We start from the raw sequence: 14,720 nt of genomic DNA, 5'->3' as shown, positions 1-14,720 counted from the left end.
TCCCCGCCGCGTCGCCGGCCCCCCAGGGCGTCAGCCCTGCTTGGGGGCCGGCGACGTGTTGCGGCGCAGGGTGAAGGAGTGGCCGGACGGGTCGGAGTAGCCGCGCTCCTCGAAGGGACCGGACGGGTCCTTCGCCTCCATCGGGCGTCCCCCCAGTCCCACCACCCCGCGCTCGGTCTCGTCCAGGTCGTCGACCACGAAGTCGAGGTGGGCCTGGAGGGAGTTCTCGGGGCGGGGCCAGCTCGGCGGGGTGGCGTTGACATCGCGGCGGAACGCCATGCGGAAGCCGTCGGCGCTCCTGATCTCGATCCGGTTGGCGGACACGTCCGTCTCCTCGGCGCCCAGCAGTTCCTTGTAGAACTCCGCGAGCGCCTCGGGCTCGGCACAGTCGAGCACCACGATGCCCGCTTTCACCAGTGCCATCTTCTTCCTCCGAAGGTCCGGTGGGCGCGGGGCGGTAGTGCTCCGCCGCCCACGGTCTTGCGGATATCCCCGCCGGGCGGATTCAGGCGCGCGAGTGTACGCGGCGCGGCAGGCGGCGGCAGTAACGAAGATCACGAAGAGTCGGCCGTGTAGATCATTTGGCGTCTGGGCAGCCTCGTACCGCTTCATTTCTCGGTACAACTATCGAGTCGTGAAGCCCAGTTCGATTCGACGGGCGGTCAGCGCGACCGCCCGTCCGCGGGGCCGGGGGACTCTGCGTCACGCACGGCGAAAGGAAACCACACACATGCCGCAGGACGTCCGCTTCGACCTGCCCTTCGACAGCCCGGTCAGCGCGCACCTGGAGTCCGCCCGCGCCCGCCATCTGCGGTGGGTCGAGGAGCGCGGGCTGGTGCGCAGCCGGGCGGGGTTCGAGGAGTACGAGTCGTGGGACCTGGCGCAGGCGGCGGCCCGGACCTATCCGTACGCCTCGGCCGAGGACATGGTCGTGCTGATGAACTGGTTCTCCCTGGCCTTCCTCTTCGACGACCAGTTCGACGCCGCCCGGCCGGACCGCGCGGAGCGGATAGCGGAGGTGGCGCGGGAGCTGATCGTCACGCCGCTGCGACCGCCGGGAACCGCGCCCCGGGTGGTCTGCCCCATCACGCTGGCCTGGGCCGAGGTCTGGGAGCACCTCTCGGATGGCATGTCCCTGACTTGGCAGACGCGGTTCGCGGCCTCCTGGGGACGGTTCCTGACGGCGCACGTCGAGGAGGTCGACCTGGCGGCCTCGGGACGGGCCGGCACGCTCGGGCTCGCGGAGTACGCCGCCTTCCGGCGCCGTACGGTCGGCATCCACCACAGCATCGACGCGGGCGAGCGCAGCCGCCGGTTCGAGGTGCCGGAACGGGCGATGGCGCACCCGGTGATGGAGCGGATGCGGGATCTGGCCGCGGACACCATCGGCTTCATGAACGACATCCACTCCTTCGAGCGGGAGCGGCGCCGCGGCGACGGCCACAACCTCATCGCCGTACTGCACCGGGAGCGGGACTGCTCGTGGGAGGAGGCCGCCGCGGAGGCGTACCGGATGACGACCGCCTGCCTCGACGAGTACCTGGCGCTCCAGGCGCGGGTCCCGGCGATGTGTGCCGCGCTGGGCCTGGACGCGGCCGAGCGGGACCGGGTGCGGATGGGTGTGGAGGCCGTCCAGCACTGGATCAGGGGCAACTACGAGTGGGCACTGACCAGCGGCCGGTACGCGGCGGCGAAGGAGGGCCCGGTGGCCACCGCGGAACTCGCGGGGCGGGGCTCGGTGGACGACCTGCTGGCCGTGTGAGACGGCCCGCGTCGCCCGGCGGCACCGGCCGGGCGACGCGGCCCCTCAGACGGTGAACTCCACCGGCAGGCTGTCCAGCCGTGACTCCCAGGTGGAGGCGGTGGAGGTCAGGCTCCGGGCGGGCACGGCGAGGCGCAGGCCCGGCAGCCGGTGCAGCAGGACGTCGACGGCCGTCTCGATGATGGCCTGGCCGAGGTTCTGCGCGGGACACTCGTGCGGGCCCGCGCTGAAGGCCAGATGGGACTGGTTGCCCTGGACGGAGACCTCGGTGTCGGGGCGGACCTCCGGGTCGTGGTTGCCGGCCGCGAGGCCGAGGACGAGCAGGTCGCCCTCCTTGACGGGGCAGCCGCCCAGCTCCTGGTCGGCGGTGGCGAACCGGCCCGGCAGCACGGCCAGCGGCGGGGTGTTCCACATGACCTCCTCCACCACGGCGGAGAGGTTCACCTGACCGCCCACCAGGCCGGTGAGCCAGGCGTCGTCGGTGAGGATCATCTGCAGCGCGCGGGCGAGCAGGTTGCTGGTCATGGTGTAGCCGGTGATCAGCACCAGGCGCAGGTGGTTGACGATCTCGTCGTCGTCGAGGCCCGCGGGGTGCTCGATGAGGCCGGTGGTGAAGTCGGAGCCCGGTTCCTTGCGCTTGCGGGCGGTGAGTTCGCCGAGGATGCCCATGATGCGCTCGTTGTGCTCCAGGGCGTCCGCGCCGCCCTTGAGCACCAGGTTGCTGGACTCGGCGAGGCTCAGTCCCTCCGCCTCGGCGAGACCGAAGACGCGGGTGAGCACGAGCATCGGCAGGTACTCGGCGAAGTCGGCGACCAGGTCGGCGCGGCCGGCGTCGGCGAACGCGTCGATCTGCCGGTGGGCGAAGTGCGTGGCGTGGCGGCGGATGCCCCGCCCGGCCACGGCGTACAGGTTGTCGGTGACGGCGCCGCGCAGCCGGCGGTGCGGCTCGCCGTCCTGGGAGACGCAGTCGGGGCGCCAACCCAGCATCTGGATCAGCGGCGAGGTGGGCTCCACCCGGCCGTCCGCGAAGTCCCGCCAGATCCGCGAGTCGCGGCTGAACTGCAGGGGGTGGTCCAGCACCCGCCGGTTCTCGCGGTAGCCGAGGACCAGCCAGGCCGGGACGTCGCCCTCCAGCAGCACCGGGGCGACCGCGCCGTGCTCCTGGCGCAGCCGCGCGTAGATGCGGTGCGGGTCCCGGGCCGCCTCCTGCCCGTAGAGCCGGGTGGCGTCCGCGCCGTGGGCGACGGGGCAGCGGCCGGTGGTGGGCTCGGTGTCGTTCATCGGGGCTCCAGGGCGACGGCCGAGCGTTCCCGCAGGTGACGTATGAGGGTGACGAGCACGTCACGGCTGGAGGCGCGGTCGCGGGCGTCGAAGGTGACGACCGGGGTGCGCTCGGGGATGTCCAGGGCGTCGCGGATCTCCTCGGCGGGGAAGTTCTGCGAGTCGGGGAAGACGTTGAGCGCGATGACGAACGGGACCTGCTGCCGCTCCATCTCCTCGATGGCCCGGAAGCTGGAGGCCAGGCGCCGGGTGTCCACCAGGACGATCGCGCCGAGGGCGCCCTTGAACAGGCCGTTCCACAGGAACCAGAACCGCTCCTGGCCGGGCGTGCCGAACAGGTACAGCATCAGCGTGTCGTTGAGGCTGATCTTGCCGAAGTCCAGGCTGACGGTGGTCTGCGTCTTGTCGGCGACACCGATCAGGTGGTCGACGTCGGCGCTCGCCTGGGTGAGGGTCTCCTCGGTGGTGAGCGGCTTGATGTCGCTGACCGAGCGGACCATGGTGGTCTTCCCGGTGCCGAACCCACCGGCGATCATCACCTTCACGGAACGGGTGTCACCGGTGGCGGCGGAGGCCGGCCCGCCTGGTCGGTCAAAGCCTTTGAAGTCCACTGAGTACCTCCTCAAGGAGCGCGAGGTCGGGCCCGCGGCCGGCGCCGTGCGCCGGGATGGGATCGCGGGCCTCCACGCGGCCTGCGTCCAGCAGGTCCGAGAGCAGCACCGCGAGAATGTTGAAGGGCAGGTGGAGGTGGGCGCCCAGCTCTGCCACGGACAGCGGATCGCGGCAGCGCCGGAGAATCTCCTCGTGTTCGTGCTGCATGCCCGGTAAGGGGGTGACACGGGCGACGACCAGCGTCGCCACGTCGAGGGTGGACGCCGAGCCGCCCGGTCCGCTGCGTCCTCCGGTGAGGACGTAGTAGCGCTCGAGACCGGACGGGTCGGTCGGTCGGCGGGGAGCACTCATCCAGAGTGGTCCTCCAGGCGCGGGGTGGTCCCGAGCAACTCGCCCATGCGGCGGGCCAGGTCCCTCATCTGGTGTCCGAGCAGCCCCTGGTCGAGACCCTCGCGGGCGAGGACGCCGAGGTAGGTCTCCACACCGGCCCGGACGACGAAGAGGTGGCCGCCGTCGACCTCGATCATGGCGAGGCGGAGCTGTCCCGCGTGCTGCGGGAACTGCTCGGCGACCGGCTGGGCGAGGGCCTGGAGGCCGGCCACCACGGCCGCGAAGCGGTCCACGTCGTCGGGGTCTTCGGCGCCGTACGAGGTGATGGCCTTGCCGTCGCTGGAGGCCACGAGGGCGAAACGGATCTCCTGGATGCTCTCCACAAGGTCGCGGAGCGCCCAGCTCACGTCGGTTCCCTGGTGCGTCATGTGGACTAGTCGCTCTCTTCAGTGCGGTGCTCGGTGGCGGGACCACCGGTGGTCGTGTCGCGGTCGGCGGGCCGCTCGGGCCCGGACGCCGTGCCGGGGTCGCGTCCGGCGGTGGCGAAGGCGGCGAGACCGGCGAAGGAGGCGTCCGGGGGGACGGCGGCCATGACGGGGCGCTCGGCCCGGCTCTCCGACGCCGGGCGGGCGGGTTCGCTGCGTCTGCTGCGGCGCCGGGGCAGGCCGCCGGGGGTGGTGGTCCCCGCCGACGGCTCGGCGGACTCCTCCCGCACCAGGGTGACGACGGGCGCGAGGGCCGGCGGTACGGCCTCGGGCGCGGCGGGCTCGGCGGCCGCCTGCGCGGCGGCGGTGGAGGCGGCGGCCGACGGCAGCGGGCCGAAGTACTTGTGCGGTACGACCACGACGACGGAGGTCCCGAGCCAGGGCGAGTCGGCGAAGGTGACGCGGATGCCGTAGCGGCGGGCGAGGATGCCGACGACCCGCAGGCCGATGTTGGCGTCCTCCGAGATGCCGCCGATGCCCGCGCCGGAGCCGGTGCCCGCGAGGGCGTGCTCGGCCTCGCGCTTCTTCTCCTCGTTCAGGCCCTTGCCGGAGTCCTGGATCTCGATGCCGACGCCGTTGGGCACCTCCTTGCCGGAGACGACCACCGGCTCGGTGGGCGGCGAGTAGCGGGCGGCGTTGTCCAGCAGGTGGGCGAAGATCAGCGTCAGATGATCGACCAGACCGCCGTCGACCCCGAGTTCGGGCAGGTGGTGCAGTTGGATCCGGTGGAAGTCCTTGATCCGGCCGATGCCGCCGCGCACCACGCTGAGCAGGCGCTGGGGCTCCTGCCACTGGCGTCCCGGCCGGTCGGAACCGCCGAGCACGCCGATGCTGGCGGCCAGGCAGTCGGCGGGGCCGATCGCCTGGTCCAGCTCCATCAGGCCCCGGGCGACGGCCGGCAGCCGGCCGTGCTCGCCCTGCATCTCGTGGAGCCGCCCGCGCAACTTGCTGGTCAGCACGTGGATGCGGTTGCCGATGCTGATGACGGCCTGCTCGGCGGAGGTGGAGCGGTCGAACTCGGCCTCGACGCCCATCAGGGAGGTGCGCAGCACCTTGCGCAGTTCGGCCTGGAGGTCGGCGTTCACCTGGGCGAACTGGGAGAGGGCCGGCAGGATGTCGTCGATGGCGTCGCCCGCGCGCAGCCGGCGTACCGCCTCGGGCAGTTGCTCGTCGGCGAGCCGGCGCACCGCGGCCAGCCCGTGCGCGAGCTGTTCCTGCCACTCGGCCGCCTGGTCGGCGAGCCGGTCCTCGTACGTCCTGGTCTGCTCGGCGAGCCGCGCCTCGTAGGTCTCGGCCTGCTCGGCGACACGGTCCTCACCGGAGCCGATCCGCTCCGCGAGCAGGTCCTCGTAGGAGGCGGTCTGCGCGGCGATCCGCTCGTCGTAGGACTTCGTCCGCTCGGCCAGTGCCTCGTCGTAGGCGCGGGCGCGCTCCGCGAGCTGCGCCTCGTACGCGGCGGCACTGTCGGCCAGTCGCGCCTCCAGGGCGGCCCGCTCGGCGGTGGTCTTGCTCTCCAGGCCCGCCATGTGGCGCTGCCACTGCCGGCTGTGCTCGGCCTGGGCGGCGCGGTGGGTCTCCTCGGTCCGCCGCAGCCGTGCCCGGGTGCGGAGCAGGAGGCGTACGCACACGGCGCTCGCCCCCGTGGCCGCGACTCCGGCGACGGCCGCGGTGAGGCGCTCCGAGCTCATGAACGTGGCGGCAACCGTCCCGCCTCCCAGGCCCAGCGGCATGAGCCACCAGCTGTACCAGGCGACAGGGGCCCGCGCCGCCGGTGGCGGAGTGGCGAGTTCCATCTGCATCCTTCGAAACGACACGATCGAACGGTGGGGTGTGCAAGGGGACCGCACTCATGAGTACGCACCGCGAGGCGCGACCGGATCACGGTCACGTCAACTCGCAGCGCCTTTCGGGAGCTTATCGGTTCTCAGTACTAAAAGATCAATCTCACCGGCTCGCGGAAGTGAGGGTTCCGTCACGCCCCGCCATCGCTCGGTGAAGTCGACTTGTCTCCTCGTCGACCCCGAGGGGTTACCTTCGGTACATCCAGGCCAGGTCAGTGCGCCGACTGGAACGTCCGGCGGTACGTCTGCGGTGAGACGCCGATGGAGGCGTGCAGGTGCCGGCGGAGCGAGGCGCCGGTCGCGAACCCGACCCGGCCGGCCACCTGGTCGACCGGCAGGTCGCTGGATTCCAGCAGGTGCCGGGCGCGGGCGACCCGCTGCTGGGTCAGCCAGCGCCCCGGGCTGACGCCCACCTCGTGCCGGAACCGGCGGGCGAAGGTGCGCAGGCTCATCCGGGCGTGCGCGGCGAGGCCGGCCAGGGTCAGCGGTTCGTCCAGGTGCTCCAGGGCCCAGGCACGGGTGGCGGCGGTGCTCGCGGCCCCCGGCTCGGGCACCGGCTGGTCGATGTACTGCGCCTGGCCGCCCTCCCGGAACGGCGGGACGACGCAGCGGCGGGCGACGGTGTTGGCCAGTTCGCTGCCGTGGTCCTCGCGGACGAGGTGGAGACAGACGTCGACGCCCGAGGCGGCTCCGGCCGAGGTCAGGACGGAGCCGTCGTCGACGAAGAGCACGTCCGGGTCCAGGTCGACCTGCGGGAACATGCGGCCGAAGAGCCCGGCGAGCCGCCAGTGGGTGGTCGCCCGCCGCCCGTCCAGCAGGCCGGCCGCGGCCAGGACGAAGGCGCCGGTGCAGATGGAGACGAGGCGCGCGCCGGGGCGTACCTGCGCCAGGGCGGCCAGGACCGGCGCGGACGGCGGGGCGGTGACCCGGTCCGGGGCGACGGCGGCGACGACCACCGTGTCGGCCGTGGCCAGGATGCCGGGACCGTGGTCGGGGGTGAGGGTGAACCCCCCGTCGGTGCGCACCGGACGGCCGTCGGCCGTGCAGACCAGCACCTCGTACCGGCCGTCGGCGGCGCCGAGGATCCGGCTGGGGATGCCCAGGTCGAAGGTGTAGACGCCGTCGAGGGCGAGGACCACGACCCGTTCCGGACGCTCGGGGAGGTGCGGGGCACGAGGCATGGCACGATCCTATCGGAGGGTGACCTTCATGCCATTTCCCGGGCGGGCGGAAGCCGCCAGGCTGGGTGACCATGAACGATGTGAAGACGATGCGAGCCATCCGCCAGGACGTCCTCGGCGGCCCCGAGGTCCTTGCCCAGGTACAGGTCGACCGCCCCGTTCCGCGTGCCAACGAGGTGCTGGTGCGGGTGCGCGCCGCCGGGGTCAACCCCACCGACTGGAAGCACCGCGCGAACGGCGGCTTCCTCGGCGACCCCCCGTTCGTCCTGGGCTGGGACGTCTCCGGTGAGGTCGAGGCGGCCGGGACCGGGGTCGCGGAGTTCCGGCCGGGCGACGAGGTCTTCGGCATGCTGACGTACCCGTTCGGGCACGGCTCCCACGCCGAGTACGTCACCGCGCCGGCCCGCGGCTTCTGGCACAAGCCGACCGGGATCGGCCATGTGCAGGCCGGTGCGCTGCCGCTGGTCTCGCTGACCGCCTGGCAGGCGCTGGTGGAGCGGGCGGACGTACGGCCGGGGCAGCGGGTGCTGGTCCACGCGGCGGCCGGCGGCGTGGGCCACGTCGCCGTGCAGATCGCCAAGGCCCGGGGCGCCCACGTGATCGGCACCGCCAGCGCGGGCAAGCACGACTTCCTGCGCTCGCTCGGCGTGGACGAACCGCTGGACTACCGGAAGACCGACTTCGCCGAGGCCGTCAGGGACGTCGACGTGGTCCTGGACACCCTCGGCGGCGAGACCTCGGTGAAGTCGCTCGGCGTGCTGCGCCCGGGCGGGATCGTGGTCTCGATCCTGCCGGTCGGGTCGGACGACCTCTACGCGGAGGCGGCGCGGCTCGGGGTGCGGGCGGCGCGGATGCTCGTGGACGCCGACCGGGGCGGGATGCGCGAGATCGCCGCCCTGGTGGAGGCGGGGAAGCTGCGCGCCTCGGTCGAGCGGACCTTCCCGTTGGCCGCCGCGGCCGAGGCGCACGCGCTCGGCGAAACGGGCCGTACCTCCGGCAAGCTGGTCCTGACCATGGACTGACCGGACGCGGCGGGACGGAGTTTTCGTCCTGCCGTTCGCCTCGTAGCCCTCCTGCCCACCCGGTGCGCCCCCCTGTCCCTTCCGTGACCCAACTGGCCTGTCTGGCACGAGAAGTGGGGGGCATGCGGTCAGTAGGAAGGAGGGCTGTCGCCATGACGACTCCCATCAGGCGTGACCGCGGGCGCATGCCGCGCTGGGCGAAGGCGGTGAGCGCCGTCGTCCTGGTGCTCGCCGTGTTCTTCGCGGGCATCTGGCTGAGCGTGCTGCCGGGCCTCAAGGACCTGTTCGGCACGGAGACGCACGACCGCTCGGGGCCGGCGCTGCTGCAGTCCATCCAGGACATGAGCCGCTACGACGCCGCCTCCGGCAACTTCCAGATCGTCGTCGATCTGGAGAAGGACACCAAGTACCTGCCCGACGCGGTCCGCGGCTCGCGCACGCTCTACGTGGGGGCCGGCACCGTCGACGCCTATGTGGACCTGGGCAAGGTCGGCGAGGACGACGTGCGGGTGAACGAGGAGCGCACCTCGGCCACGCTGAAGCTGCCGCACGCCCGGCTGGGCAAGCCCGCGCTCGACCCCGACCGCTCCTACGCGGTCTCCAAGCAGCGCGGCCTCCTGGACCGGCTCGGCGACCTGTTCTCGGACAACCCCAACAGCGAACAGGCCGTGCAGAAGCTCGCGGTACGGCACATCGGCGAGGCGGCGAAGGACACCGAGCTGACCCGGCGCGCCGAGACCAACACCACGCGCATGCTCAAAGGCCTCCTGGGCTCCCTGGGCTTCGAGAAGGTGAAGGTGAGCTACGGAAACTGAGCGGCATCGTCGGCAGACCGGCGGGTAACCGCTCGCCCTGATGAGCAAGTTGACGACTGGAGGACCGAATGGCTCGTGCCGCCGCCCCACGGCCGCGATCCCTGTTGCGCCCGCGTACGACCAAGACCGAGGCACCCGTCACGACCAAGGACGAGAGGCCCGTCACGACCACTGACGAGGGACCCGGCCCGACCGGAGGGAAGGACTCCGCCGGCACCGGCGGCAAAGGCCTCCGCGGCCGGAGCAAGGGCAAGGGCTCCGCGCAGCCCGAACGGCGCCCGCTGCCCCTCCCGCTGCGGCTGCTGGCCATGGCCTGCGCCTTCCTCTTCATGGTGGCGTTCGCGGTGGTGCTGGCGCGGCTCACCCTGAACCCCTCGCCCGCCTCGGAGGCGCTGACCCACACCAACCTGCACCCCGGAGACTCCCTGAAGTCGTACCTGGACCAGCCCGCGCTGCGCGACGCGTTCAAGCAGGTCGGCGGCAACATCCTGCTCGGGGTGCCGTTCGGCGTCCTGGTGCCGGTCGTCGCCCCGCGCACCCGCGGCCTGCTGAAGGTGCTGCTGCTGACGGCCGTCGTGATGCTCATGGTGGAGTTCGCGCAGGGCGCGATGATCACCGGGCGGGCCTTCGACATCGACGACGTCATCCTGAACACCTCCGGCGCGCTGGTGGGTTATCTGCTCCTGGGGCGGCGGATGAGCCGCGCGGTGCACGCCCGCCGGGTCAAGACCACCTGAGGGGCGGGGACGTGGCCGGCGGCGCGGCGGAGTGGTCCGTACCAACGTCTTGACGACCCCCTTATCTCACTCCTTAAATCAAGAGGCGTCACCCTTGCCCCCCACCACGGTCGGCGCTCCCGTCCCGGGACGCCGCACGGAAGGGAGAGCACGTGGTCCGTCCACGCCTGCTCCGCAGATGCCTCCTCGCCGCACTGTCCGCCGCGCTGCTGACCGGTTCCTTCGGGACCGGCGCCGCGCGGGCGGACACCGCGGACGTCACGCCCGCCGCCGTGACGTTCTCCGACACCTTCGACGGCGCCGCCGGGGCCGCCGTCGACTCCTCGAAGTGGCAGATCGAGACCGGCGACAACGTCAATAACCACGAGCGGCAGTACTACACGGCGGGCAACCGCAACGCCGCCCTGGACGGCCAGGGCCATCTGGTGATCACGGCCCGCCGGGAGAACCCGTCCAACTACCAGTGCTGGTACGGCACCTGCCAGTACACCTCGGCCCGGCTGAACACCTCCGGGAAGTTCACCGCGCAGTACGGGCACGTCGAGGCGCGGATGAAGGTGCCGCGCGGCCAGGGCATGTGGCCGGCCTTCTGGATGCTCGGCGCCGACCTCGGCCAGGTCGGCTGGCCGAACTCCGGCGAGATCGACGTGATGGAGAACGTGGGCTTCGAGCCCGCCACCGTCCACGGCACGCTGCACGGCCCCGGCTACTCCGGTTCCGGCGGCATCGGCGCCGGGTACACCCTGCCGGGCGGCCAGGCGTTCGCGGACGCCTTCCACACCTTCGCCGTGGACTGGGCGCCCGACTCCGTCACCTGGTCGGTGGACGGCACCGTCTACCAGCGGCGCACCCCCGCCGACCTGGCGGGCAAGCAGTGGGTGTTCAACAAGCCGTTCTTCCTCATCCTCAACCTGGCGGTCGGCGGTTACTGGCCCGGCGACCCCGACGGCTCCACCGTCTTCCCGCAGGCGCTCGTCGTCGACCACGTCTCGGTGACGACCAGCGGCTCGGGAGCCGGCGGCGCGATCCGGGGTCTGGGCGGCAAGTGCGCGGACGTCGCGGCGGCGAACTCGGCCGACGGGACCGCCGTACAGCTCTACGACTGCAACGGCACCGCCGCCCAGCAGTGGTCCGTCGGCTCCGACGGCACGATCCGGGCGCTCGGCAAGTGCCTGGACGCCGCGAGCGGTGGCACCGCGGACGGCACGGTCGTGCAGTTGTGGACCTGCAACGGCAGCGCCGCGCAGCAGTGGGTGGTCACCGCGGCCCGCGACATCGTCAACCCGCAGGCGGACAAGTGCCTGGACGCCGCCGGCAACAGCTCGGCCAACGGCACCCGGCTGCAGCTCTGGACCTGCTCGGGCACCGCGAACCAGAAGTGGACGGTGGGCTGAGCGGCACGGGGCGGCCGTGACCTCACCCGCCGTCCCCGGTTCCGCGTCCGGCCGTGCGCCGGACGCGGTCCTGGGGAACCCTGGAGGAACCGGAGAGCCGAGGACACCGGAAGGCCGGCGGAGACCGGACCGCCGGAGGAGACCCCGGACAGCCGGCGGAACCAGGGAGCCGGGAGAAGGAGGTGCCCCAGGTGGCGGAGGAAGCGAGGGGTCCCGTCGCGGCACTGGAGCGGATCGCCTTCCTGCTGGAGCGGTCACGGGAACCCGACTACCGCGTCCGCGCCTTCCGCACCGCGGCACGGGTGCTCTCCGCGCTGCCCGAGGAAGAGGTGCGGCGGCGGGCGGACGCCGGTTCGCTGGAGGCGCTCAAGGGGGTCGGCCCGAAGACGGCGCAGGTGGCCCGGGAGGCGCTGGCCGGACAGGTGCCCGGCTACCTGGAGAAGCTGCTCGGCGCGGCGGACGCCCCGCTCGCCCGGGGCGGGGAGCGGCTGCGGGAGCTGCTGCGCGGCGACTGCCATCTGCACTCCGACTGGTCGGACGGCGGCAGCCCGATCGAGGAGATGGGCCGGACCGCGGCCGGGCTCGGGCACGAGTGGGCGGTGCTGACCGACCACTCACCGCGGCTGACCGTGGCCCGCGGGCTCTCCCCGCAGCGGCTGCGGGAGCAGTTGGACGCGGTGGCCCGGCTCAACGCGACCTGGGCGCCGTTCCGCCTGCTGACCGGCATCGAGTGCGACATCCTGGCGGACGGTTCCCTCGACCAGGAGCCCGAGCTGCTGGAGCGGCTCGATGTGGTGGTCGTCTCCGTCCACTCCAGGCTGCGGATGGACGCCGGCGCGATGACCCGCCGCATGGTGGCCGCCGTCCGTGATCCGCACGCCGATGTCCTGGGTCACTGCACGGGCCGGCTGGTCACCGGGCGGGGGCGGCCCGAGTCGCAGTTCGACCCGGACGAGGTGTTCGCGGCCTGCGCCGCGAGCGGCACGGCGGTGGAGATCAACAGCAGACCGGAGCGGCTCGACCCGCCGCGACGGCTGCTGCGCCGGGCGGTGGCGGCGGGGGTGCTGTTCTCGGTCGACACCGACGCCCACGCGCCCGGCCAGCTCGACTGGCAGGGCTACGGCTGCGCGCGGGCCGAGGAGTGCGGGGTGCCGCCGGAGCGGGTGGTCACCACCTGGTCGCGCGAGGAGCTGCTGGCCTGGACCCGCGAGGGCCGCACACCGGCCGGAGTGGCGAGCCGCTGACGTGGTACCCGCCGGGCGATCCGGAATACGAAGCTCCGGGTCACCGGAGACCGCGGGCACTGGAGTCCGGGGTACCGGAGCGCGAGAGAGGAACGGCGCATGGAACGGGCGGCCGTGTTCGACGTCGACGGGACTCTCGTCGACACCAATCATCTGCACGTGGTGACCTGGTGGGAGGCGTTCCGGCAGGCGGGCCACCGCGTGCCGACGCATGCCATCCACCGGGCGGTGGGGCTCCCCTCCACCGACCTCGTCGCCCACCTGCTGGGCGAGGACCGCGACACCGGTCAGGACGCCGCGCTGAGCGCCGCGCACACCGCCCTGTACGGCCAGTACTTCGACCGGCTGCCCGCGCTGCCGGGCGCCGGGGACCTGCTGCGCGAGCTGGCCGGCAACGGCTGGACGGTGGTCCTGGCCACCTCGGCGGGCGGCGCGGAGCTGGGTGCGCTGCGGCGGGCCATCGGCGCGGACGACGCGATCACCGCGACCGCGAGCGCCGACGACGTCGACTCGGGCAAGCCCTCGCCCGAGCCGGTGCGGCACGCCCTGGAACTGGCCGGGGTGCCCGCCGAACGGGCCGTGTTCGTCGGCGACACCGTCTGGGACATGCGGGCGGGCAGCCGGGCCGGGGTGCGCTGCGTCGGACTGCTCTGCGGCGGTGTCGCGGGCGCCGACCTGCGGGACGCCGGAGCACAGACGCTCTACGACGATCCCGCCGCCCTGCTGGCCGACCTGGCCGGGAGCCCGCTGGCGTGAGCGGACCGTTCACGCGCGACCGGGCGGGCCGTCTCACCGACGCGGTGCGCAGGGAGGTGTACGCCGCCGGACAGGCCGCGCGGGCCGCCGGGAAGGGGCCGGGGCGCGAGCGCGACCTGGTCAAGCAGTCGCTGAAGGCGGCCGCGGCGGGCCTGCTCGCCTGGTCCGTGGCGGGGCTGTGGATGGACGACCCGATGGCGCTGATGGCGCCCTGGGTCGCGGTGGTGCTGGTCCAGGCCACCGTCTACAGCTCGGTACGGCAGGCCGGGCAGCAGTTCGCGGCCATCTGCGCCGGCACCCTGCTGGCCTCGGGGGCGCAGGCGGTCAGCGACGACACCACGGTGGCACTCGCCCTGTCGCTGCCGCCGCTGATGCTGCTCGCCAACTGGCCGCGGCTGGGCGCGCAGGGCATCTACGCGGCCACCACGGCCATCTTCACCCTGACCTCCGGGGCGGTCACGGAGGCCGCGGTCGGGCACCGGCTGGGCCAGGCGGCGCTCGGCGCGGTCGTCGGCGTCGCCGTCAACGCCCTGGTCTTCCCGCCGATCCACCTGCGGGACGTCCGGGAGAACCTGGCCGGGCTCGCCCGGGAGACCGGCGAGGTCCTGCACACGGTCGCCGACGGCCTGCGCGAGGGTGACTGGGACGAGCAGACGACGGCCGACTGGACCAGCGCCACCGTACGGCTGCGGCGCCGGCTCGACGCGCTGGGCGCGGCCCGTTCCTGGAGCCGGGAGAGCCTGCGGCTGACCTACGGTCCGCTGCGCGCCCTGCACCGGGTGCCATCGGCGTCGACGGTGCCGCCCGAGGACGAGGACCGGCGCTGGAGCCGCGTCGTCGGCAACGTCACGGCGCTGGTGCGGACACTGGCGGTCACGGTCGACGAGCGCCGCACGCCGGTCCCGCCCGAGGGAGCGGTGCTGCGTCTGTACGCGCGGCTGCTGGAGCTGATCGGCGACGCCTGCCAGGTGCAGGCCGGCCGTCTGCGGGGCGAGGAGGAGCACGTCCGCGCGGAGCAGCCGGCCCGGCCGGCGCTGGAGGAACTGCACGAGCGGCTCCAGGAGGGGCTGCGGGAGCACGCGCGCCACGGTGCCGGGCCGGCCGCGGTCCTCGGCACGCTGCTGCTCCAGGCCGAGGACATCTGGGCCGAGACGGTGCCGGCCGACGACGGGACGGGTTCCGCCACGGGGGCCGTGCCCGGGGCCGTGCGGCAGTGACTCACCTCACCCCGGCGCGACGGCCGGCCTCGGAACACCTGAG

15 protein-coding genes are annotated in these 14,720 nt (G+C 73.1%); 8 read left to right on the top strand and 7 right to left on the bottom strand.

The annotated features are described in order from the left end of the window. Positions 1 to 30: 30 nt before the first annotated feature. Positions 31 to 423, bottom strand: a complete 393-nt coding sequence (locus ABEB00_RS06135; RefSeq protein WP_345617876.1) for a VOC family protein — start codon at positions 421 to 423, stop codon at positions 31 to 33. A gap of 307 nt (positions 424 to 730) precedes the next feature. On the opposite strand from ABEB00_RS06135, the gene ABEB00_RS06130 reads away from it, so the two are divergent. Then, complete coding sequence (locus ABEB00_RS06130; protein WP_345617875.1) at positions 731 to 1,762, top strand: 7-epi-alpha-eudesmol synthase; 1,032 nt, start codon at positions 731 to 733, stop codon at positions 1,760 to 1,762. Positions 1,763 to 1,807: 45 nt separating this feature from the next. On the opposite strand, the gene ABEB00_RS06125 is transcribed toward ABEB00_RS06130, so the two are convergent. The 6 genes from ABEB00_RS06125 to ABEB00_RS06100 form a co-directional block, all read right to left on the bottom strand. Continuing rightward, the gene (locus ABEB00_RS06125; protein WP_345617874.1) at positions 1,808 to 3,043 is read right to left on the bottom strand and encodes a cytochrome P450; all 1,236 of its coding nucleotides are present in this window, start codon (positions 3,041 to 3,043) and stop codon (positions 1,808 to 1,810) included. After that, positions 3,040 to 3,654, bottom strand: a complete 615-nt coding sequence (locus ABEB00_RS06120) for a GTP-binding protein (RefSeq protein WP_345617873.1) — start codon at positions 3,652 to 3,654, stop codon at positions 3,040 to 3,042. Before ABEB00_RS06120 ends, ABEB00_RS06125 begins: the two co-directional genes overlap by 4 nt. Continuing rightward, entirely contained in the window at positions 3,635 to 4,006 is a 372-nt protein-coding gene (locus ABEB00_RS06115) for a DUF742 domain-containing protein (protein ID WP_345617872.1), read from the bottom strand. Before ABEB00_RS06115 ends, ABEB00_RS06120 begins: the two co-directional genes overlap by 20 nt. Further along, positions 4,003 to 4,413: a roadblock/LC7 domain-containing protein gene (locus tag ABEB00_RS06110; RefSeq protein ID WP_345617871.1), complete on the bottom strand. Its 411-nt coding sequence runs from the start codon at positions 4,411 to 4,413 to the stop codon at positions 4,003 to 4,005. The genes ABEB00_RS06115 and ABEB00_RS06110 overlap by 4 nt, the downstream gene beginning before the upstream one ends. A gap of 5 nt (positions 4,414 to 4,418) precedes the next feature. Beyond that, positions 4,419 to 6,263: an ATP-binding protein gene (locus ABEB00_RS06105; protein WP_345618055.1), complete on the bottom strand. Its 1,845-nt coding sequence runs from the start codon at positions 6,261 to 6,263 to the stop codon at positions 4,419 to 4,421. 260 nt (positions 6,264 to 6,523) lie between these two features. Beyond that, positions 6,524 to 7,492 carry a GlxA family transcriptional regulator gene (locus ABEB00_RS06100; protein WP_345617870.1) on the bottom strand — a complete coding sequence of 323 codons (969 nt, stop codon included), beginning with the start codon at positions 7,490 to 7,492 and terminating at the stop codon, positions 6,524 to 6,526. A 71-nt stretch (positions 7,493 to 7,563) separates the two neighbouring features. On the opposite strand from ABEB00_RS06100, the gene ABEB00_RS06095 reads away from it, so the two are divergent. The 7 genes from ABEB00_RS06095 (at position 7,564) to ABEB00_RS06065 (ending at position 14,677) form a co-directional block, all read left to right on the top strand. Then, positions 7,564 to 8,514, top strand: coding sequence for an NADP-dependent oxidoreductase (locus ABEB00_RS06095; protein WP_345617869.1), 951 nt, complete (start codon positions 7,564 to 7,566; stop codon positions 8,512 to 8,514). A gap of 152 nt (positions 8,515 to 8,666) precedes the next feature. Beyond that, positions 8,667 to 9,329 carry a DUF4230 domain-containing protein gene (locus ABEB00_RS06090; protein ID WP_345617868.1) on the top strand — a complete coding sequence of 221 codons (663 nt, stop codon included), beginning with the start codon at positions 8,667 to 8,669 and terminating at the stop codon, positions 9,327 to 9,329. 56 nt (positions 9,330 to 9,385) lie between these two features. Then, on the top strand, positions 9,386 to 10,066 hold the full coding sequence (locus tag ABEB00_RS06085) for a VanZ family protein (RefSeq protein WP_425586447.1): 681 nt from the start codon (positions 9,386 to 9,388) through the stop codon (positions 10,064 to 10,066). A gap of 152 nt (positions 10,067 to 10,218) precedes the next feature. Beyond that, a complete protein-coding gene (locus tag ABEB00_RS06080) occupies positions 10,219 to 11,460 on the top strand; it encodes a ricin-type beta-trefoil lectin domain protein (RefSeq protein WP_345617867.1) in 1,242 nt (413 codons plus the stop codon). 182 nt (positions 11,461 to 11,642) lie between these two features. Continuing rightward, the gene (locus tag ABEB00_RS06075) at positions 11,643 to 12,704 is read left to right on the top strand and encodes a PHP domain-containing protein (protein WP_425586443.1); all 1,062 of its coding nucleotides are present in this window, start codon (positions 11,643 to 11,645) and stop codon (positions 12,702 to 12,704) included. A gap of 99 nt (positions 12,705 to 12,803) precedes the next feature. Continuing rightward, entirely contained in the window at positions 12,804 to 13,460 is a 657-nt protein-coding gene (locus tag ABEB00_RS06070) for an HAD family hydrolase (protein WP_345617865.1), read from the top strand. Next, complete coding sequence (locus ABEB00_RS06065; protein ID WP_425586442.1) at positions 13,457 to 14,677, top strand: FUSC family protein; 1,221 nt, start codon at positions 13,457 to 13,459, stop codon at positions 14,675 to 14,677. Before ABEB00_RS06070 ends, ABEB00_RS06065 begins: the two co-directional genes overlap by 4 nt. Positions 14,678 to 14,720: the final 43 nt, after the last annotated feature.

The organism is Streptomyces ziwulingensis (genome assembly GCF_039542605.1).
In the GTDB taxonomy this organism is placed as follows: domain Bacteria; phylum Actinomycetota; class Actinomycetes; order Streptomycetales; family Streptomycetaceae; genus Streptomyces; species Streptomyces ziwulingensis.
The sequence above is the reverse complement of the archived record's forward strand: the minus strand, read 5'-3'. Positions and strand labels throughout refer to the sequence as shown.